This is a genomic window from Thioclava electrotropha, from assembly GCF_002085925.2.
Taxonomy (GTDB): domain Bacteria; phylum Pseudomonadota; class Alphaproteobacteria; order Rhodobacterales; family Rhodobacteraceae; genus Thioclava; species Thioclava electrotropha.
Window position 1 is genome coordinate 4,225,356 of record NZ_CP053562.1, and the last position, 19,594, is coordinate 4,244,949.

At 61.4% G+C, this 19,594-nt stretch carries 18 protein-coding genes; 8 read left to right on the plus strand and 10 right to left on the minus strand.

From position 1 onward, the window contains the following. The first annotated feature begins 11 nt into the window (after window positions 1–11). Genes pstB through phoB form a run of 3 tightly spaced genes read left to right on the plus strand, consistent with a single transcriptional unit; the run spans window position 12 to window position 2,220 of the window. The gene (gene pstB / locus AKL02_RS20195) at window positions 12–809 is read left to right on the plus strand and encodes a phosphate ABC transporter ATP-binding protein PstB (protein WP_078522679.1); all 798 of its coding nucleotides are present in this window, start codon (window positions 12–14) and stop codon (window positions 807–809) included. Between the two features lie 14 nt (window positions 810–823). Further along, window positions 824–1,513: a phosphate signaling complex protein PhoU gene (phoU, locus tag AKL02_RS20200; protein WP_152844554.1), complete on the plus strand. Its 690-nt coding sequence runs from the start codon at window positions 824–826 to the stop codon at window positions 1,511–1,513. A gap of 14 nt (window positions 1,514–1,527) precedes the next feature. Next, window positions 1,528–2,220: a phosphate regulon transcriptional regulator PhoB gene (gene phoB, locus AKL02_RS20205; protein WP_078522678.1), complete on the plus strand. Its 693-nt coding sequence runs from the start codon at window positions 1,528–1,530 to the stop codon at window positions 2,218–2,220. Window positions 2,221–2,259: 39 nt separating this feature from the next. On the opposite strand, the gene AKL02_RS20210 is transcribed toward phoB, so the two are convergent. Then, window positions 2,260–4,527 carry an NADP-dependent malic enzyme gene (locus AKL02_RS20210; RefSeq protein ID WP_083079474.1) on the minus strand — a complete coding sequence of 756 codons (2,268 nt, stop codon included), beginning with the start codon at window positions 4,525–4,527 and terminating at the stop codon, window positions 2,260–2,262. A gap of 117 nt (window positions 4,528–4,644) precedes the next feature. Between AKL02_RS20210 and mutS the strand changes: the two genes are divergently transcribed. After that, entirely contained in the window at window positions 4,645–7,290 is a 2,646-nt protein-coding gene (mutS, locus tag AKL02_RS20215) for a DNA mismatch repair protein MutS (RefSeq protein ID WP_083079476.1), read from the plus strand. Between the two features lie 58 nt (window positions 7,291–7,348). Here mutS and AKL02_RS20220 read toward each other — a convergent pair whose 3' ends face one another. Both AKL02_RS20220 and hrcA read right to left on the minus strand, forming a co-directional pair. Continuing rightward, complete coding sequence (locus AKL02_RS20220) at window positions 7,349–7,897, minus strand: nucleotide exchange factor GrpE (protein WP_083079478.1); 549 nt, start codon at window positions 7,895–7,897, stop codon at window positions 7,349–7,351. Between the two features lie 5 nt (window positions 7,898–7,902). Continuing rightward, window positions 7,903–8,964 (minus strand): heat-inducible transcriptional repressor HrcA, encoded by a 1,062-nt coding sequence (hrcA, locus tag AKL02_RS20225; protein ID WP_083079480.1) that lies wholly within the window; start codon window positions 8,962–8,964, stop codon window positions 7,903–7,905. Between the two features lie 118 nt (window positions 8,965–9,082). Here hrcA and rph point away from each other — a divergent pair, with 118 nt between their 5' ends. The 4 genes from rph to AKL02_RS20245 are packed head-to-tail and all read left to right on the plus strand — an operon-like array spanning window position 9,083 to window position 11,911. Then, window positions 9,083–9,796 (plus strand): ribonuclease PH, encoded by a 714-nt coding sequence (rph, locus tag AKL02_RS20230; protein ID WP_083079482.1) that lies wholly within the window; start codon window positions 9,083–9,085, stop codon window positions 9,794–9,796. Next, window positions 9,793–10,404 carry an RdgB/HAM1 family non-canonical purine NTP pyrophosphatase gene (rdgB, locus tag AKL02_RS20235; protein ID WP_083079484.1) on the plus strand — a complete coding sequence of 204 codons (612 nt, stop codon included), beginning with the start codon at window positions 9,793–9,795 and terminating at the stop codon, window positions 10,402–10,404. The genes rph and rdgB overlap by 4 nt, the downstream gene beginning before the upstream one ends. Continuing rightward, window positions 10,401–11,558, plus strand: a complete 1,158-nt coding sequence (gene hemW / locus AKL02_RS20240; protein WP_083079486.1) for a radical SAM family heme chaperone HemW — start codon at window positions 10,401–10,403, stop codon at window positions 11,556–11,558. Before rdgB ends, hemW begins: the two co-directional genes overlap by 4 nt. Beyond that, entirely contained in the window at window positions 11,558–11,911 is a 354-nt protein-coding gene (locus tag AKL02_RS20245; protein ID WP_083079488.1) for a YbaN family protein, read from the plus strand. Before hemW ends, AKL02_RS20245 begins: the two co-directional genes overlap by 1 nt. On the opposite strand, the gene AKL02_RS20250 is transcribed toward AKL02_RS20245, so the two are convergent. The 7 genes from AKL02_RS20250 to AKL02_RS20280 form a co-directional block, all read right to left on the minus strand. Then, a complete protein-coding gene (locus AKL02_RS20250) occupies window positions 11,912–12,793 on the minus strand; it encodes a ParB/RepB/Spo0J family partition protein (RefSeq protein ID WP_083079490.1) in 882 nt (293 codons plus the stop codon). Window positions 12,794–12,795: 2 nt separating this feature from the next. After that, window positions 12,796–13,608: a ParA family protein gene (locus tag AKL02_RS20255; RefSeq protein WP_078522668.1), complete on the minus strand. Its 813-nt coding sequence runs from the start codon at window positions 13,606–13,608 to the stop codon at window positions 12,796–12,798. Next, entirely contained in the window at window positions 13,601–14,230 is a 630-nt protein-coding gene (rsmG, locus tag AKL02_RS20260; RefSeq protein ID WP_083079492.1) for a 16S rRNA (guanine(527)-N(7))-methyltransferase RsmG, read from the minus strand. The genes AKL02_RS20255 and rsmG overlap by 8 nt, the downstream gene beginning before the upstream one ends. Continuing rightward, window positions 14,227–16,089 (minus strand): tRNA uridine-5-carboxymethylaminomethyl(34) synthesis enzyme MnmG, encoded by a 1,863-nt coding sequence (gene mnmG / locus AKL02_RS20265; protein WP_083079533.1) that lies wholly within the window; start codon window positions 16,087–16,089, stop codon window positions 14,227–14,229. Before mnmG ends, rsmG begins: the two co-directional genes overlap by 4 nt. Before the next feature lie 12 nt (window positions 16,090–16,101). After that, window positions 16,102–17,385, minus strand: coding sequence for a tRNA uridine-5-carboxymethylaminomethyl(34) synthesis GTPase MnmE (gene mnmE, locus AKL02_RS20270; RefSeq protein WP_083079494.1), 1,284 nt, complete (start codon window positions 17,383–17,385; stop codon window positions 16,102–16,104). 34 nt (window positions 17,386–17,419) lie between these two features. Beyond that, on the minus strand, window positions 17,420–18,691 hold the full coding sequence (gene rho / locus AKL02_RS20275; RefSeq protein ID WP_078522665.1) for a transcription termination factor Rho: 1,272 nt from the start codon (window positions 18,689–18,691) through the stop codon (window positions 17,420–17,422). A 134-nt stretch (window positions 18,692–18,825) separates the two neighbouring features. Further along, window positions 18,826–19,290, minus strand: coding sequence for a CopD family protein (locus AKL02_RS20280; RefSeq protein ID WP_078541497.1), 465 nt, complete (start codon window positions 19,288–19,290; stop codon window positions 18,826–18,828). Window positions 19,291–19,594: the final 304 nt, after the last annotated feature.

A 19,594-nucleotide genomic window follows, 5' to 3' on the forward strand; every position in this document is an offset into this window, starting at 1 on the left:
GCGCGAGAAACATGGAAGACATGAGCCTGACGGAGAGAGCCGTGACCACTGACGACATCAAGATCACCGCACGCAACGTGCAGGTCCATTACGGCGACACCCACGCGATCAAGGACGTCGATGTCGATATTCTCGACAAGACCGTCACCGCGTTCATCGGCCCCTCGGGCTGCGGGAAGTCGACCTTCCTGCGCTGCCTGAACCGGATGAACGACACGATCGATATCTGCCGCGTCGAGGGCGACATCAAACTCGACGGCGAAGACATCTACGACAAGCGCGTCGACCCGGTGCAGCTGCGCGCCAAGGTCGGCATGGTGTTCCAGAAACCGAACCCCTTCCCGAAGTCGATCTACGACAACGTGGCCTACGGCCCGAAAATCCACGGTCTCACGAAGAACAAGGCCGAGCTGGATCAGGTGGTCGAGGACTCGCTGCGCAAGGCCGCGCTGTGGAACGAGGTGAAAGATCGCCTGCACGCGCCCGGCACCGGGCTTTCGGGCGGTCAGCAGCAGCGCCTGTGCATCGCGCGCGCCGTGGCGACCTCGCCGGAAGTGCTGCTGATGGACGAGCCCTGCTCGGCGCTCGACCCGATCGCGACCGCGCAGGTCGAGGAACTGATCGACGAGCTTCGCGCGAATTTCTCGGTGGTGATCGTGACGCACTCGATGCAGCAGGCAGCGCGCGTTAGTCAGAAGACCGCGTTCTTCCACCTCGGGAACCTCGTCGAATACGACGACACGGACAAGATTTTCACCAACCCGTCCGACAGCCGGACGGAAAGCTACATTACCGGCCGGATCGGCTGAGGAGGCAAATAATCATGAGCGAGCACATTCTTTCCGCCTTCGACCGCGACCTTGAGGCGGTGCAGGCATTGGTCGTCAAAATGGGCGGCCTCGTCGAGGAGCAGATCCTTGAAAGCGCCCGCGCCCTCGAAGTGCGCGATCTCGAACTGGCCGAGCAGATCCGGGCCCGCGACCGTGCCGTCGACGAGCTGGAAGAGAAGATCAACGAAGAGGCCGCGCGCCTGATCGCCCTGCGGGCCCCCGCCGCACGCGACCTGCGCATGGCGCTTTCTGTCATCAAGATTTCTGCCAGCCTCGAACGAGTCGGCGATTACGCGAAGAACATCGCCAAGCGCACGCAGGTTCTGTCCGACGGGCCGCAGATCAGCGGCACCGCGACCGCGATCCGCCGCATGGCGGGCACGACAGAAGCGATGCTGAAAGACGCGCTCGACGCCTATATCCAGCGCGACCCGAAACTGGCCGCCGATGTGCGCGAGCGCGATCTTGAAGTTGACCAGATGTATAACGCGCTGTTCCGCGAGTTCCTGACCTACATGATGGAAGATCCGCGCAACATCACGCCCTGCATGCACCTGCATTTCATCGCGAAGAACATCGAGCGGATGGGCGATCATGCGACAACGATCGCCGAGCAGGTGATCTACCTCGTGACCGGCGAAATGCCGGAAGACGCGCGCCCGAAAAGCTCGAGCGTAATGTGACGGAGACCTGAGAAATGTCGCCAGCCCAACAACCCTGTGTCCTTGTGGTTGAAGACGAAAACGCCCAGCGCGAAGTGCTCAGCTACAACCTCGAAGCCGAAGGGTTTCGCGTCGTGATGGCGGAGAACGGAGACGAAGGCCTCTTGTTCCTGAAGGAGGAGAAGCCCGATCTGATCGTGCTGGACTGGATGCTGCCCAATGTCTCCGGCATCGAGATCTGTCGCCGCGTGAAGGCCAATTCCGAGACCCGCAATATTCCGGTCATCATGCTCTCCGCCCGCTCCGAAGAGGTGGACCGGGTGCGGGGGCTGGAAACCGGCGCGGATGACTACGTCGTGAAACCCTATTCGGTCGTCGAGCTGATGGCCCGCGTGCGCACCCAGCTGCGCCGCACGCGGCCCGCGACGATGGGCGAGCGGCTGAGCTTCGAGGACATCATCCTCGATGCCGAGGAACATCGCGTCTTCCGCAACGGCCAGCCGCTGAAACTCGGGCCGACCGAGTTCCGGCTGCTCTCGACGATGATGGAAAAACCGGGCCGCGTCTGGACCCGCGATCAACTGCTCGACCGGGTATGGGGGCGCGACATCTATGTCGACACCCGCACCATCGACGTCCATGTCGGGCGGCTGCGCAAGGCGCTGATGGCCAATGGCGGGGATGATCCGGTGCGCACGGTGCGCGGCACGGGCTACGCGCTGGGATAAAGCGAAACAGGCGCGCGGATCACCGCGCGCCTTTTCAATTCAGTCCTTCAGGCACAGCTTGCACGAAGCAAGCGCCGCCATGTTGAGGATGTCGTTCACCGTCGACGTGGTCGAGCACAGCTGCACCGCGTGGCTCGTCCCGGTCAGGATCGGGCCGATCACGGTCGCACCCGCCATCTCCTGCATCAGTTTCACGGAGATCGAAGCCGAATGGCGTGCCGGCACGACGAGAATGTTGGCAGGGCCGGTCAGACGGCAGAACGGATAGTTCTTCATCTGATCCATGTTGAGCGCCACATCGACGGTCATCTCGCCATCATACTCGAAATCCGCCCCGCGCGCGTCGAGCACCTTCGGCGCGACATGCATCTTCGTGGCCCGTTCCGAGACCGGATAGCCGAAGGTCGAGAAGGAGCAGAAGGCCACGCGCGGCTCGAGGCCCAGACCCCGCGCCACATGCGCGCCCGCCGTCGCGATATCGGCCAGATCGTTCTCGTCGGGCCATTCATGCACCAGCGTATCGCCGATCAACACGACGCGACCCTTGTTTAGCAGGGCGGTGATCCCGACCGCCCCGTCCGAGGGCTTCGCGTCGATCACCTTGTTGATCAGTTCCAGCACATGCGCCGATTTCCGGGTCGCGCCCGTGACCATCGCGTCGCCATGCCCATGCACCAGCATCAGCGCCGCGAAGACATGCCGGTCGCGCGTCGCCAGCTTATGCGCATCCTCGCGGTCCACGCCCTGCCGTTGAAGGCGCTTATACAGGAAGTCCTTGTAGGTCACGGTATGCTTGGAGTTGGCCGCATTCACCACGCGCAGCTCGCGATAGGCATCGCCCAAGCCAGCGGCTTCGAGCTTTTCCTTCACATCCTGCTCGCGGCCGACGACAAGCGCCTCGCCCATGCCGGAGCGCTGATAGGCCACGGCGGCGCGCAGCACCCGCTCGTCATCGCCCTCGGCAAAGATCATCTTCGCCTGCGCCTGACGCGCACGGCTCTGGATGCCCTGCAGGATCGACGCGGTCGGGTCCATCCGGGCTTTCAGGCTTTGGGCGTAGCCTTCCATGTCGATGATCGGACGCCGCGCGACACCGGTATCCATCCCGGCTTTCGCGACCGCCGGCGGGATCACGTGGATCAGCCGCGGATCGAAAGGCGTCGGGATGATGTAATCGCGCCCGAAGCTGAGCTTGCGCCCATAGGCCATCGCGACCTCGTCGGGCACATCCTCGCGCGCCAGTTCCGCCAAGGCGTTGGCGCAGGCGATCTTCATCTCGTCATTGATCGCGCGGGCGTGGATGTCGAGCGCGCCGCGGAACAGGTAGGGAAACCCGAGGACGTTGTTCACCTGGTTCGGATAGTCCGACCGCCCCGTCGCCACGATCGCATCCGGGCGCACCGATTGCGCCTCTTCCGGCGTGATCTCCGGATCCGGGTTCGCCATCGCGAAGATCACCGGATTGTCGGCCATCGACTGCACCATCTCGGGCGTCACCGCGCCCTTGGCCGACACGCCGAGGAACACATCCGCGCCTTCCATCGCTTCTTCGAGCGAGCGCGCCTCGGTCACCGCCGCATGGGCCGATTTCCACTGGTTCATGCCCTCGGTGCGGCCCTGATAGATCACGCCCTTGGTGTCGCACATGATGCAATTGTCGTGCTTCGCGCCCATCGCCTTCACAAGCTCAAGGCACGCGATGCCCGCAGCGCCCGCGCCATTCAGCACGATCTTGCAGTCCTCGATCTTCTTGCCCGACAGCTCCAGCGCGTTGATCAACCCCGCCGCACAGATCACCGCCGTGCCGTGCTGATCGTCGTGGAACACCGGGATGTCCATCAACTCCTTGAGACGCTGCTCGATGATGAAACATTCCGGCGCCTTGATATCCTCGAGGTTGATCCCCCCGAAAGTCGGCCCCATCAGCTTCACCGCGTTGATGATCTCGTCGGCATCCTCGGTATCGAGCTCGATATCGATCGCGTTCACATCGGCGAACCGCTTGAAGAGAACCGCCTTGCCCTCCATCACCGGTTTCGAGGCCAGCGCCCCGAGATTGCCAAGCCCTAGAATGGCCGAGCCGTTCGAGATCACGGCGACCATGTTCCCCTTCACGGTGTAATCGTAGGCCAGTTCGGGGTTCTCGGCGATCGCCTCCACCGGAACCGCGACGCCGGGGCTATAGGCCAGCGACAGATCGCGCTGCGATGTCATGGGCTTCGACGCGGTGATGTCGTATTTCCCCGGATGCGGGTCGAGGTGATAGGCCAAGGCCTCCTCGGGCGTGATACGGTTCTTGCTGGGCATTGGGCCGGCTCCTCCTGCAGGTCCGAACCCGTTTAACGTCCCGTGATCCGTCACTCAACGGAATTGCGCCCGAATCCGGGGTTTTGTAGGGTCGCGCGACCAGCAAATGGGGGGCACATGGCCAAGCCGACCGTCACACCGATGATGGAACAGTATCTGGGGATCAAGGAGGCCAATCCGGGCGCACTCCTGTTCTATCGGATGGGTGATTTCTACGAGATGTTCTTTCAGGACGCGGTCGATGCCGCCTCCGCGCTCGACATTGCGCTGACCAAGCGCGGTCAGCACATGGGCGAGGACATCGCGATGTGCGGCGTTCCCGTGCACGCGGCCGAGGGCTACCTGCTGACGCTGATCCGAAAAGGCTTCCGCGTGGCGATCGCCGAGCAGATGGAGGACCCGGCCGAGGCGAAGAAGCGCGGCTCGAAATCCGTCGTGAAGCGCGATGTGGTGCGGCTGGTCACCCCCGGCACGCTGACCGAGGAAAGCCTGCTGGAGGCGCGTCGCCACAACTTCCTCGCCGCTTGGGCGGAAGTGCGCGACGAGGCCGCGATTGCCTGGGTCGATATCTCCACTGGCGAGTTTCGCGTGACGCCCTGTCCGCTGTCACGGCTGGGGCCGGAACTGGCCCGGCTTGCGCCTCGTGAAGTTCTGGTCAGCGAGGCCAAAGAGGCCGATTGCGCCGAAATAGTCTCTGATATGCGGGCCGCGATGACGCCCTTGTCCCGTGCGAGCTTCGATAGTCAGGCCGCCGAGACGCGGCTTCTGTCGCTCTATTCGATCGGGTCGCTGGATGCGTTCGGCAGCTTCACCCGCGCCGAGATGGCCGCGATGGGCGCGATCGTCGATTACCTCGAGATCACGCAGAAAGGGAAGCTGCCCCTGCTGCGCCGTCCCGTGCATGAAGACAGCGGCGCAGCGATGCAGATCGACGCCGCCACGCGGCGCAATCTGGAGCTGACGCAGGCTCTGTCCGGCGGACGCGAAGGCTCGCTCCTCAACGCGATCGACCGCACCGTGACGGCTGGGGGGGCACGGCTTCTCGAACGCCGGATCTCCGCCCCGTCCCGGAACCTGAGCGAGATCCATGCGCGACACGATTCCGTACGTTTTCTGCTGGAACAGGGTCGATTTGCTGAAGATATCCGCACCGATCTGAAGCGTTGCCCCGATATGGATCGCGCGCTGTCGCGCCTCTCCCTCGACCGCGGCGGCCCGCGCGACATGGCCGCGATCCGCAACGGGTTGGAGCAAGCCGAGCGGATCGCCGAAGCCGTGGCCGCCGTCGGGGCCCCGCCGCTGCTCGCCGAGGCTGCGAAAGCCCTCACGGGCCATGACGACCTCACCGCGCTGCTGGATGCGGCGCTTATCGCGGAACCGCCGCTTCTCGCGCGCGATGGCGGTTTCATCGCGACGGGTTACGACGAAGATCTCGATCAGACGCGCCAGCTGCGCGACGAAGGCCGCGGCGTGATCGCCAAGATGCAAGCGGAGTATATCGAGGCCACCGGGATCAATTCGCTGAAGATCAAGCACAACAACGTGCTGGGTTATTTCATCGAAACCACGGCCACCCATGCCGAAAAGATGCTCGCCCCGCCGCTGTCGGAACGCTTCATCCACCGTCAGACCACCGCGAACCAGGTGCGGTTCACGACCGTCGAACTGAGCGAGATCGAAACCCGGATTCTCAATGCCGGAAATCATGCGCTCGAGATCGAAAAAAGGCTCTATTCCAGCCTAAGAAAGGCCATTCTCGACCGCGCGGGCCCGATCAACGAGGCCTCGCGCGCACTGGCCGAAATCGATCTGGCCAGCGCTTTCGCGACGCTTGCACGCAACGAAGACTGGGCGGAGCCCACCGTCGACGACAGCCACGCATTCGAGATCGAAGGCGGGCGCCATCCGGTCGTCGAAGCCTCGCTTAAAAAATCCGGCGAGCCCTTCATCGCGAATGACTGCGAACTCACCGAGGGCGCGACTCCTGCGATCTGGCTGCTCACCGGTCCGAACATGGCCGGTAAATCGACCTTCCTGCGCCAGAACGCCCTGATCGCGCTTCTAGCCCAAGCGGGCAGCTTCGTTCCGGCGAAATCCGCCCATATCGGCCTTGTGTCTCAGCTCTTCAGCCGTGTCGGTGCGGCGGACGATCTGGCGCGGGGCCGGTCGACCTTCATGGTCGAGATGGTCGAAACCGCCGCGATCCTCAATCAGGCCGACGACCGCGCTCTGGTCATCCTCGACGAAATCGGCCGCGGCACCGCGACCTATGACGGGCTCTCGATCGCTTGGGCGGTTATGGAGCACCTGCACGCGTCCAACCGCTGCCGCGCCCTGTTTGCGACCCATTACCACGAGATGACCGCGCTTTCGGCCAAGCTGGACGGCGTCGAGAATGCGACCGTCGCGGTCAAGGAATGGGAAGGCGAAGTGATCTTCCTGCATGAAGTTCGCAAAGGCGCCGCCGACCGCTCCTACGGCGTTCAGGTCGCGCGCCTCGCCGGGCTTCCGCATTCCGTCGTGGAACGCGCCCGGATCGTGCTCGATGCGCTGGAGAAAGGCGAACGCGAAGGTGGCGGCAAGAAACAGGCGGTGATTGACGATCTGCCGCTGTTTTCGGTGTCTAACACACCGCAACCCGCCGCCGCGCCGACCGGACCGTCGGAGCTGGAAGAGCGGCTGAAAGCCCTCATTCCGGACGACATGACACCGAAAGATGCGCTCGACGCCCTTTACGAGCTTCGCGCGCTTCTCACGGAGTGATCTTCGTTTTGGAGAAAATATCCCGGGGGTCTGGGGGCAGCGCCCCCAGCCTGTCCGATCAGGATTTCGGAGTGGAGCTGACGCCCACTTTCGCCGGCCGCAGAAGCCGGTCGTGGATCATGAAGCCGTTCTCCATGACCTGAATGATGTCCCCGGCCTTGGTGCCGGGCGCGGGCGCTTCGAACATCGCCTCGTGCATCTGGGGGTCGAATTTCTCGCCGACCTCGGGCGCCACCGTGGTGATGCCGTGACGGGCGAACACGTTGAGCAATTCGCGCTGGGTCAGTTCGACCCCTTCGAGGAACGGCCCGGCCTGCGAACGAACGTCCTCGTTCGCGGCTTCGAGCGCACGCGAGAGCGCGTCGAACACGGGCAGCATGTCGCGCGCTAGACGCGTCCCACCGTAATTCGAGGCTTCCTGACGCTCTTTGTCGGCACGTTTGCGCGCATTCTCGGCATCTGCCAGCGCGCGCATGAATCGGTCGCGATAATCGTCGCGCTCCGCACGCAATGCCTCGAGCTCGTCGGCCTCTTCGGCCATCACATCTTCGAAACTCTCGTCGATATGCGCCTGATCCTCGGCAATCTCGTCTTTTTTCTCGCTCATGCCATTCATCCTTTGCCCTGGCCGGAGATCATCCGCCCGACCAGTTGCGCTGTGTAGTCCACGATCGGCACGATGCGCCCGTAGTTGAGCCGGGTCGGCCCAATCACGCCCACCGCACCAATGATCTTTCGGTCAGCGTTCATATATGGAGAGACGACCAAAGAGGAACCCGAAAGAGAGAAAAGTTTGTTCTCTGAGCCAATAAAAATACGCACGCCTTCGCCATCCTCGGCCAGATCGAGGAATTCGGCGATGTCACGTTTCCGTTCGAGATCATCGAAGAGCGAGCGGATCCGGTCGAGGTCGTCTTCGGAGCCCAAAAGATTGGCACGACCGCGCACGATCAGCCGCTCGTAGCGCTCGCCTTTGTTCTCCCAGGCTGCCAGACCGCTGTCGATCAGTTCGGTCGCGAGCGAATCGATTTCGGTGCGGTGATTTGCGATTTCGCGGGCGATGTGACCGCGCAGCTCCGACAGGGTTTTCCCCTCCGCCATCGCGTTGAGGAAATTCGCGGCTTCCCGCATCGAGGACGGCGTCTGACCCAGCGGCGGCGTGAAGACGCGGTTTTCCACCTGACCGTCAGCGAAGACGAGCACCACCAGCGCCCGGTCGGGCGAGAGCGAGACGAATTCGATATGCCGGATTGGGGCTTCGTGTTTCGGCGTCAGAACGAGGCTCGCGCCCTGCGTCATCCCCGAAAGCGCATTCGAAACCCGATCCAACAAAGACCCTACATCGCCTGAATTCGCCCCCATCGTGGCATCCAGCGCGGCCCGGTCCTCTTCGCCGAGATGGTTCACCTCCATCACCCCGTCGACGAACAGCCGCAGACCCGTCTGGGTCGGAACACGCCCTGCAGAGACATGGGGGCTGTCCAGAAGCCCGAGATATTCGAGGTCCTGCATCACGTTGCGGATCGTCGCCGCGGACAGCTTCTCGTTCATCTCTCGGGTCAGGCTCCGCGAGCCCACGGGACCGCCGGTCGTGAGATAGCCTTCGACCACCCGGCGAAACACTTCGCGGGAGCGGTCGTTCAGTTCGGAAAGAATATCGTTCTGTTCACTCATCGCGCTTCATCCCTGCTGACTTAAAGCCGCGCGAAGCCGAAGGTCAATCACGGCACGGGGGTTGCATCGCTGCGCATGGGCGATCAAATGGGGTGAATTCATTAGAAAGGACCCCACGATGCGCCCATCCGGCAGAGAGTTAAGTGAACTTCGCCCGATTTCAATCGAGACCGGGGTTACGAAACACGCAGAAGGGTCTTGCCTGATCAAAATGGGCGACACCCATGTGCTGTGCACCGCCACGATCGAAGACCGCGCGCCGTCTTTCCTCAAAGGCTCTGGCCTTGGCTGGGTGACGGCAGAATACGGCATGCTGCCGCGTGCGACCAACACGCGTAACCGTCGCGAGGCCGCTGCGGGCAAGCAAGGCGGAAGAACCGTTGAAATTCAACGTCTTATCGGTCGCGCACTGCGGGCTGGCGTCGATCGTTCGGCACTTGGCGAACGTCAAATCGTCGTCGATTGCGATGTGATCCAGGCCGATGGCGGCACGCGCTGCGCCTCGATCACCGGCGGTTGGGTCGCGCTGCGTCTGGCCGCGAACAAGCTGATGAAATCGGGCGCCTGCACCTCCGATCCGCTGCTCGATCATGTCGCAGCCCTGTCCTGCGGGATTTACGCGGGCCAGCCGGTCGCCGACCTCGACTATGCCGAGGATAGCGAAGCGGGCACCGACGGGAATTTCATCATGACTGGCGCTGGCAAGCTGATCGAAGTGCAGATGTCGGCGGAAGGCGCGACCTTCTCGCGCGAACAGATGGATCGGCTTCTCGATCTGGCCGAGGAAGGCGCGGCGAAGCTCGTCGAAATGCAGAAAGCGGCCATCGGATGAGGAGCTTCACCGAAAAGAAGCTGCTGGTTGCGACCCATAACGCCGGAAAGCTCGAGGAGATCAAAGCGATCCTCGCGCCTTTCGGCGTCGAGGTCGTCGGCGCGAAGGAGATGAACCTCCCCGAGCCGGAAGAGACCGAGAGCACCTTCGTCGGCAATGCGCGGATCAAGGCCCATGCCGCGGCGAATGCGACCGGCCTGCCCGCCTTGGCGGACGATTCCGGCATCGAAGTCGACTGTCTCGACGGTGCGCCGGGCGTTTACACGGCCGATTGGGCAACCACCCCCAACGGGCGCGACTTCACCATGGCGATGGAAAAGACCTGGAAAGCCTGCGACGAGATCGAAGCGGAGCTGCCGCGGACTGCGCGTTTCCGCTCTACCCTGGTTCTCGCCTGGCCCGACGGGCATGACGAGGTGTTCGACGGCCGTGTCGAAGGTCAGCTGGTTTGGCCGATGCGCGGCGCTCTAGGGCATGGTTATGACCCGATGTTCCAGCCCGATGGCTATGACCAGACCTTCGCGGAGATGGATGCCGCTCAAAAGAACGAGATTTCGCACCGTGCGGATGCTTTCCGCAAGTTCGTGACGATTTTCGACGCGAAATGACCGAGGATTGGCGGCACGGAGGGTTCGGCCTCTACCTTCACTGGCCGTTCTGTGCCGCCAAATGCCCCTATTGCGACTTCAATTCCCATGTCGCGACCGCCATCGATCAGAAACGATGGCTCTCTGCCTATCTCAGCGAACTCGACCGCTATGCCGCAGAGACCGAAGGTCGGATTCTGAACACGGTTTTCTTCGGCGGCGGCACACCCTCGCTGATGGATCCCGTGATCGTCGCCGCGATCATCGAGCGCATCCGCAGAAACTGGCAAACCAGCAACGATTTCGAGATTACCCTCGAAGCGAACCCCACAAGTGTCGAATCCGGGCGGTTTAGAGCCTTTTCCGAGGCCGGCGTGAACCGCGTCTCGATGGGGATGCAGGCGCTGAATGACGAAGATCTCCGTCGTTTGGGACGGATGCATTCGGTCGCAGAAGGCCAGAAAGCTTTCGACATTGCGCGCAAGCAGTTCGATCGCGTGAGCTTCGATCTGATCTACGCGCGCCAGCACCAGACGATCGAAGATTGGAAAGCAGAGCTGGATGAGGCGCTGAAAATGGCGGTCGACCACCTCTCGCTCTATCAGCTGACCATCGAACCCGGCACGGTTTTCGGCGCGCGGCACGATGCGGGCAAGCTGCGCGGTATTCCGGAGGACGATATCTCCGCCGAGATGTATTTCGCGACGCAGGAAATCTGCGAAAAGCACGGCCTGCCCGCCTATGAGATCTCGAACCACGCGCGCCCGGGCGCCGAGAGCCGGCATAACCTGATCTACTGGCGTTATGGCGACTACATCGGCATCGGTCCTGGCGCACATGGACGCCTGACCGAAAGTGGTGTCCGCCACGCCACCGATACGCTCAAACAGCCCGGCGCCTGGCTTGCGCAGGTGGAAAAAACCGGTGCCGGAGAGAACGAGCGCGCCGCCCTGCCCCGCGAAGAGCAGGCAATCGAGTATCTTCTCTTCGCGCTGCGCCTGTCCGAAGGGCTCGAGATGGAACGGTTCAACACGATCTCGCGTTCACCGCTCGATGAGGCGACAATGCGCCATCTTGAGGATATCGGCATGGTTGAGAGAGAGAACGGATTTCTGCGCGCGACGGATCAAGGCCGCCCGGTTTTGAACGCCATCATTCGCGATCTCATCCCCTGATGCGCATCCTCTGGCTCACGCTTGGCATCATCTCGGCCGGGATCGGGATCATCGGGCTGTTTTTGCCGCTCGTCCCTACCGTTCCGTTGATGCTTCTGGCGACGTTCTGCTTCGCGCGATCCTCTGATCGCCTGCACAACTGGATCATCACCCACCCGCGCTTCGGACCGCAGATCATTGACTGGCAAGAACGCCGCGCTATCGCGAAACGCGCAAAAATCGCGGCAACAGTGTCTGTTTTCGCGGCTTTCGGCCTGTCTTTAGCCTTCCGGCTACCGGTTGAAATCCTGGCTATTCAGGGGATCACCCTGCTCGGCGTCCTGATTTTCATCTGGACGCGCCCGAATAGCTGATCAGCCGTTGCTGAGCATCTGGCAAAGCTTGTCGAGCTCCTCCAGATCGTCGTAAGCAATCGTAATCTTGCCGCTGCCGCTGCTGGTATGATCGATCGCAACCTTCATCCCGATCGTCGCGGACAAATCGCCCTCGAGCGCCCGCGTGTCAGCGTCTTTCTGCGGTTTCGGGCGCGCTTTACGCTCTTCCCCGCCCTGCGGCTTCTTCGCAAGTTTCTCGACATCACGCACCGAAAGCGTCTTCGCAACGGCCTGTTTCGCCAGGCTGACCGGATCTTCGGCGGTGATCATCGCCCGCGCATGACCGGCAGACAGCTTCCCCTCGCGCAGATAGACCTGCACTTCTTCGGGCAGCTGCAGCAGACGCATCAGATTCGCGATGTGACTACGGCTTTTCGACAGCGCCTCGGCCAGTTTTTCCTGCGTATGCCCGAAGCGGCTCATCAACTGCTTATACGCAAGCGCCTCTTCGAGCGCATTGAGATCGGCGCGCTGAATATTTTCGATGATCGCGACTTCCAGCACTTCCGTATCGTTGAATTCGCGAATGATGACCGGAAGCTGGTGCAGCTTGGCCATCTGCGACGCGCGCCACCGGCGTTCACCGGCCACAATCTCGTAATGATCGGGCTTCGTCGGGTGTTTGCGCACGATAAGCGGCTGAATCACGCCCTTTTCGCGGATTGAAGACGCCAGTTCTTCCAAAGCGGCCGGCTCGAAATCGCGACGCGGCTGATCGGGGTTCGGCTCGATCTTCTCGACCGGGACATATTGCTCCGGGCGACGCGGAGACGTCGTCGTCTCGGCCGGATTCAAATCAACATCCGCCATCAAAGCCGACAAACCACGCCCCAATCCACGCTTTTCGCGTTCCTTAGCCATTCTCACACCGCCTTTGCCAGTTCATGCCGCGACATCAATTCACTGGCGAGATTCCGATAGGCCAACGCCCCGCGCGAGCTGCTGTCATAGCTGAGCACCGGCATCGCGTAAGATGGCGCCTCGGACACCCGCACGTTCCGGGGGATCATCGTCCGGAACACCAGCTCGCCCAAAGTTGCGCGCGCATCCGCCTCCACCTGCTGCGAGAGATTGTTCCGCACGTCATACATCGTGAGAACGACGCCCTCGATTCGCAGGTTACGATTCGCGCTCAGTCGGATCTCCCGGATCGTCAGCATCAGCTGCGAAAGCCCTTCGAGCGCGAAGAATTCCGCCTGCAGCGGCACCAGAACCGAATGCGACGCAACCATGGCGTTGATTGTCAGCAAACTCAGCGAAGGCGGGCAATCGATCAAGATATAGTCGAAGCCATAGCTATCAACATCTGGATGTCGTAGTGCGTCATGCAGAAGGAAGCTGCGCTTTTCGGTCGAGACAAGCTCCATATCTGCCGAAGACAGGTCCGTCGTCGCCGGGCAGAGGTACAGACCGTCGATTTCGGTCTTGTGCAAAACCGAGGAAACCGGCGCGTCTTCGATCAACAGGTCGTAGGTCGTCAGCTCGCGATCATCGGGCTCAATTCCTAGGCCCGTCGACGCATTCCCCTGCGGATCGAGATCGATCAAAAGAACCTTACGCCCGGCCTCCACCAGCCCTGCAGCAAGGTTGATCGCCGTCGTCGTCTTCCCCACGCCGCCTTTCTGGTTCGCAATCGCAATGATTTTCGGTTCATTTGCGCGAATTGGATCAGACACGCTCGGCTCCGTGGATTTTCAGGACAACACTGTTTGGATCGCTGAGGCTTTCGATCGCCTCGTAGTCAAAGGACCAGCTTTCCTGCGCCTGCGCAAGTTCTTCCTGCCAGCGCGCGCCCTTCGGGAAGATAGCGATGCTGGAGGGCTTCAGATGCCGCGCGGTGAATTCCAGTAGTTTCGGCAGGTTCGCAAGCGCTCGGGCCGAGACGACATCGGCCTTCAGCGGGGCGATCTCTTCGATTCGTTGCGCAAGAACGCGGATATTGAGCGACAGCTCCCGTGTCACCGTCGAGAGAAAGGCCGATTTTCGCAGATCCGATTCGACCAAAATGACTTGGCGTTCTGGCGCTTTTTCGGCCGACAGAATCGCGATCACCAAACCCGGAAAGCCGCCCCCTGCCCCGAAATCCGCCCAAATCCGCGCATTTTCCGGTGCCATCGCGAATATCTGTGCCGAATCGAGAAAGTGGCGGGACCACATATCCTCCAACGTCGATTTCGCGACGAGGTTAATCGCAGGATTCCACTTCTTAAGCAGCGCCTCATAGGCAAACAGCTTATCCAATGTTTCACGTGAAACATCGAATCGCGCGGCGAAATCCTCAGCCTCAGGCGTCGTCATGCCAAGCGTGCCCGCTTTGTTTGCCGCAGACGCGCCAAGATCAACGTAAGTGCCGCCGGCGTCACGCCATCAACGCGCCCCGCCTGCCCCAAAGTTTTTGGCATCGCGCGCTTAAGTTTACCCTTCAGCTCATTCGAGAGCCCCTGCAGGGAATCAAAATCGAAATCTTCGGGAATTTCCCAACCCTCATCGCGCTTAAGGGAAGCCGCGTCGACCTCCTGTCGCGCAACGTAATTCGCATAGAGCGCATCGATCGACAGCTGCCGCGCCGTATCTTCGGAGAGATCCTGCAATTCCGGCAGCGCCTCTTGCAGCGCGGGCATCGTGATATCGGGGAAAGATAGAAGATCGAAAGCGGTCCGCCGCGTCCCGTCCTCATTCACTTTAAAGCCCTTCGCCTTGGCTTCCTTTGGCGTCAGCGAGATCGACTGCAGCAACTCCCGACCTGCCGTCAGGTCGGCGGATTTCTTTTCAAACAGAACCCGGCGCGCCTCGCCAACACAGCCAATTTCGATTCCCATTCCCGTCAGGCGCTGGTCGGCATTGTCGGCCCGCAGCGACAGGCGGAACTCGGCCCGCGAGGTAAACATGCGGTAAGGTTCTGTTACCCCGCGCGACGTCAGATCGTCGATCATCACACCGATATAGCTCGACGTTCGGCTGAAATGCACCGGTGCGCCCGACTTCGCAGAGGATGCTGCATTCAAGCCAGCGACGAGACCCTGAGCTGCGGCCTCCTCATATCCTGTGGTCCCGTTGATCTGACCCGCAAAATATAGGCCAAGCACAGCACGCAACTGCAGCGTCGCGTCCAGCGCGCGCGGATCGACATAGTCATATTCGATCGCGTAACCGGGCTGCAGGATCTTCGCCTCTTCCAGACCGAAAATCGAATGGACGTAATCTTCCTGAACATCCACCGGCAGCGAGGTGGAAATACCGTTCGGATAGACCGTGTCGTCGTCCAGACCTTCCGGCTCGAGGAAAATCTGATGCGAGTCCTTATCCGCGAAGCGCACGACCTTGTCTTCGATCGAGGGGCAATAACGAGGCCCCACCCCGGAAATATGGCCGCCATACATCGCGGAGCGGTCAAGGTTGCCCCGGATGATGTCATGCGTCCGCGCGTTCGTATGGGTGATCCCGCAGGAAATCTGCCGGACCTCGGGGGTCCGGTTAAGGAAAGAAAACATCACCGGGTCGTCATCGCCGGGCTGACTCTCCAGTTTGTCCCAGGCAATCGTCTTCCCATCCAGCCGCGGCGGCGTGCCCGTTTTCAGGCGCCCCATCGGCAGATCCATCGCGTAAAGCCGCTCGGCCAAGGCGCGCGAAGGCCGATCCCCGATACGGCCACCCGGACGCTGCTGGTCGCCGATATGGATCACGCCGTTCAGGAATGTCCCAGACGTCAGGATCGCAGACTGACAGCTCAGCGTCACACCGTCGGCCAGCACTACGCCGGTGACCCGACCGCCTTCAACGCGCAGATCGGTCACCTCCCCCTCGATTACCTCGAGGTTGGGCTGCGCCGCGGTCATACGCTGGGCAGCCTCGCGGTAGATTTTACGATCCGCTTGAGCGCGCGGGCCTTGCACGGCGGGGCCTTTACGTCGGTTAAGAAGGCGGAACTGGATACCGGCCGCGTCGGCAAGACGGCCCATCACACCGTCCAGCGCGTCGATCTCACGGACCAGATGGCCTTTACCAAGCCCACCGATCGCCGGATTGCACGACATCACCCCGATCGCATCCGCGCGAAGCGTCACCAAAGCTACCTGCGCACCCATCCGGGCCGCCGCGTGGGCTGCCTCGGTTCCGGCGTGCCCGCCTCCGATCACGATGACGTCGTAATGTTTCACGTGAAACACTCCTTACTTTCCGATGCAGAAACTCGAGAAAATTTCGTCCAACAGGTTCTCGACATCCACCCGACCGAGCAACGCTTCCAGCGCCCAAGCCGCCTGGCGCAGTGATTCCGCTGCCAGCTCGCTTCGGTCGGACCCGCGCAATACCTCATCTCGCGCCGATTCCAAAGCCCCGAATGCGCGCCGCATCGCAACCCTGTGCCGTTCGCGCGTCATTACGCCGGCGCCTTCGCCAAGCCCGGACAGACGTTCTTCGATCGCAGCGAGTAATTCGCCAAGCCCCTCACCTGTTTTACCGGAGACGTTCAGCCCATCATGCGCAGCGATATCGGCTTTGCCATGCACCACAAGATCGCCCGGCTCCGGTGCGATCAGCGGGACTTCCTCGCCGTCGAGCAGGAAAACGCGCAGATCGGATTGACGCGCGCGGTCGAGCGCTCGTTCCACCCCGATCGCCTCCACGACATCGTCGGTTTCGCGCAGGCCGGCGGTGTCGAGCAAGGTCACCGCCTGCCCGCCAATCTCCATCCGCACCTCGATGACGTCGCGTGTCGTGCCTGCGAATTCGGAGGTGATCGCCGCTTCGCGCCCCGCCAGCGCGTTAAGCAAGGTTGATTTCCCGGCATTCGGCCGCCCGACAATCGCGACCTCGAACCCTTCGCGAATACGCTCCGCCGCGCCAAGACGGCGCAATTCATCGCGAATTCCGGCGCTGACCGCGTCGATCAGCTCCAGTACCTCGGGCGAAACATCGACCGGAACTTCCTCATCCGCGAAGTCGATCGTGGCTTCGATCAGCGCACCTGCGCGGATCAGCTTTGCGCGCCAATCCTCGACCAGAGCGCCAACTGCGCCTGACAAAACCTTCAATGCCTGCTTACGCTGCGCCTCGGTTTCCGCCTCGATCAGATCGGAGAGCCCTTCGACCTGCGCCAGATCGAGCCGTTCGTTCTCCAACGCCCGCCGGGTGAATTCACCAGGTTCTGCAAGCCGCAACCCGTCGATCTGTCCAAGCCCGCGCAGCACGGCAGAAACCGTCGCAATTGCGCCGTGGATATGCAGCTCCGCGACCTCTTCGCCGGTGAAGCTGGCGCCGCGCTCGAAACACAGCACCACTGCCTCGTCGAGTTCCTCACCCGCGAGCAGCAACCGCCGCAGCCCCGCTACGCGCGGTTCCGGCAGGGTTCCCGCCAAGTCCCGCGCCGCCTGCCACGCCAGCGGTCCTGAAATACGAATGACGGCCACGCCCGCTTTTCCGCGGGCCGTGGCCAGTGCATAGATCGTGTCCATAGCAATCCTCTTCCCTGCGGAAGATAGGACGGCCTCAGCCGTTCATCGAGTCGAAGAATTCCGAGTTCGTCTTGGTCTGCTTGAGCTTCGAAATCAGGAACTCGATCGCATCGGTCGTGCCCATCGGGTTCAGGATGCGGCGCAGAAGGTAGGTTTTCTGCAGATCCTTCTGATCGACGAGCAGTTCCTCTTTCCGGGTACCGGATTTGAGGATGTCCATCGCCGGGAAGACGCGCTTGTCCGCGACCTTGCGGTCCAGCACGATTTCCGAGTTACCGGTGCCTTTGAATTCTTCGAAGATGACCTCGTCCATCCGCGAGCCGGTATCGATCAGCGCAGTCGCGATGATGGTCAGCGAGCCGCCCTCTTCGATGTTCCGTGCCGCACCGAAGAAACGCTTCGGACGCTGCAGCGCGTTCGCGTCGACACCACCGGTCAGCACCTTGCCCGAGCTCGGAACGACGGTGTTGAAGGCGCGGCCCAGTCGGGTGATCGAGTCCAGCAAAATAACGACATCGCGCTTGTGCTCGACCAGACGCTTGGCCTTTTCGATGACCATATCGGAGACCGCGACGTGACGCGTTGCCGGTTCGTCGAAAGTCGAGGACACAACCTCACCCTTCACCGAGCGCTGCATGTCAGTCACTTCTTCCGGGCGTTCGTCGATCAGCAGCACGATCAGGTAACATTCCGGATGGTTCTGCTCGATCGAGGTCGCAATATTCTGCAGCAGCACCGTCTTACCGGTCCGCGGCGGCGCCACGATCAGCGAACGCTGACCCTTACCGATCGGCGCGACGAGGTCGATGATCCGGGCCGAGCGATCCTTGATCGTCGGATCCTCGATTTCCATTTTCAGACGCTCGTCGGGATAGAGCGGCGTGAGGTTGTCGAAGGCGACCTTGTGGCGCGCTTTCTCCGGCTCCTCGAAGTTGATCCGCTCAACCTTCGTTAACGCGAAATAGCGCTCGTTCTCGCCGGGGGCGCGGATCACGCCTTCGACGGTATCGCCGGTGCGCAGGCTGTGCTGGCGGATCATGTCGGGCGAGACGTAGATATCGTCGGGACCCGGCAGATAGTTCGCCTCGGTCGAACGCAGGAAGCCGAAGCCGTCCTGCAGTACTTCCAGCACACCATCGCCGCCGATAACCCAGTCATCCTCGGCATGTTCCTTCAGGATCGAGAACATCATCTCGCCCTTGCGCATGGTCGAGGCGTTTTCGATCTCCCATTCTTCGGCCAGCGCCAGAAGTTCCTTCGGGCTCTTGGCTTTCAAATCGGAGAGATTGAGGCGTTCATCGCTCATCGGATCACCTGCAGCTGGCGCCTCATCTCAACGATGGACGCAAAAATTCGTCATGTAACAGAAAAACCGGTCGACCAGGACGGCCGTGGCTTGATCCCGCAGATAAGCGCAAAGCGTCGCTGAGTCAACGAAAGTCAGAATTTCACGATCACCGAGGCGACGATAACGATCATGAAGATCGTCGGGATCTCGTTCATCATCCGGTAGTAGCGCCCGCTGCGGTTCGCCCTACCCTCTGCGAGCGCCTTGCGTTCCTTCGCGCACCACATGTGAAACCAGGTCATGCCGAGAACGGCTGCGGCTTTGGTCCACGGCCAGATGCTCGACCAATCGACGATCCCCGGCGTGAAGACCAGCATCAGGCCAAAGAGCCAGCTCGCGATCATCCCCGGATTCATGATGGCCTTGAGAAGAAGCCGTTCCTGATGCCGGAACAGAAGCTCCTGATCGCTATCGCGCTCCATGCCCGCCTTGTTCAGCCCCTCGACGTGGTAAACGTAAAGTCGCGGCAAATAGAACAGGGCCGCCATCCAAGTGATGATCGCCATCACATGCAGTGCTTTGATCCACAAATACCAAGTGCTCAGGAAATCGGTCATCTCGCCTCCGGCTGACAGCTGCCATCATCTTCAAAAAAGAATCTTTAAAGAAAAGATGATGATGATGTAGGGCCTGTTGATGATGTGGATTAACACTTTATCAAGACTTTCTCCACAGGCGGAAAACATCAGGCGAGCACTAATCTTTTACTCGACACACGTTTCGTAAAATATTGATATCTCGTGATTCTTTTTCAGAGAGTCACAACGTCACCCTGTGGATAACTCTTGGGAGAAAATTGTGAAACCCCCGGCATGTCCCCAGCGCCTCGAATCCGAATTCCACAGGTGGACAAGTTTCGTA

Bases quoted from the DNA above. Each gene is read 5' to 3' on its own strand.
- pstB (WP_078522679.1), top strand. From the start codon at position 12: ATGGAAGACATGAGCCTGACGGAGAGAGCCGTGACCACTGACGACATC.
- phoU (WP_152844554.1), top strand. From the start codon at position 824: ATGAGCGAGCACATTCTTTCCGCCTTCGACCGCGACCTTGAGGCGGTG.
- phoB (WP_078522678.1), top strand. From the start codon at position 1,528: ATGTCGCCAGCCCAACAACCCTGTGTCCTTGTGGTTGAAGACGAAAAC.
- AKL02_RS20210 (WP_083079474.1), bottom strand. From the start codon at position 4,527: ATGCCCAGCAAGAACCGTATCACGCCCGAGGAGGCCTTGGCCTATCAC.
- mutS (WP_083079476.1), top strand. From the start codon at position 4,645: ATGGCCAAGCCGACCGTCACACCGATGATGGAACAGTATCTGGGGATC.
- AKL02_RS20220 (WP_083079478.1), bottom strand. From the start codon at position 7,897: ATGAGCGAGAAAAAAGACGAGATTGCCGAGGATCAGGCGCATATCGAC.
- hrcA (WP_083079480.1), bottom strand. From the start codon at position 8,964: ATGAGTGAACAGAACGATATTCTTTCCGAACTGAACGACCGCTCCCGC.
- rph (WP_083079482.1), top strand. From the start codon at position 9,083: ATGCGCCCATCCGGCAGAGAGTTAAGTGAACTTCGCCCGATTTCAATC.
- rdgB (WP_083079484.1), top strand. From the start codon at position 9,793: ATGAGGAGCTTCACCGAAAAGAAGCTGCTGGTTGCGACCCATAACGCC.
- hemW (WP_083079486.1), top strand. From the start codon at position 10,401: ATGACCGAGGATTGGCGGCACGGAGGGTTCGGCCTCTACCTTCACTGG.
- AKL02_RS20245 (WP_083079488.1), top strand. From the start codon at position 11,558: ATGCGCATCCTCTGGCTCACGCTTGGCATCATCTCGGCCGGGATCGGG.
- AKL02_RS20250 (WP_083079490.1), bottom strand. From the start codon at position 12,793: ATGGCTAAGGAACGCGAAAAGCGTGGATTGGGGCGTGGTTTGTCGGCT.
- rsmG (WP_083079492.1), bottom strand. From the start codon at position 14,230: ATGACGACGCCTGAGGCTGAGGATTTCGCCGCGCGATTCGATGTTTCA.
- mnmE (WP_083079494.1), bottom strand. From the start codon at position 17,385: ATGGACACGATCTATGCACTGGCCACGGCCCGCGGAAAAGCGGGCGTG.
- rho (WP_078522665.1), bottom strand. From the start codon at position 18,691: ATGAGCGATGAACGCCTCAATCTCTCCGATTTGAAAGCCAAGAGCCCG.
- AKL02_RS20280 (WP_078541497.1), bottom strand. From the start codon at position 19,290: ATGACCGATTTCCTGAGCACTTGGTATTTGTGGATCAAAGCACTGCAT.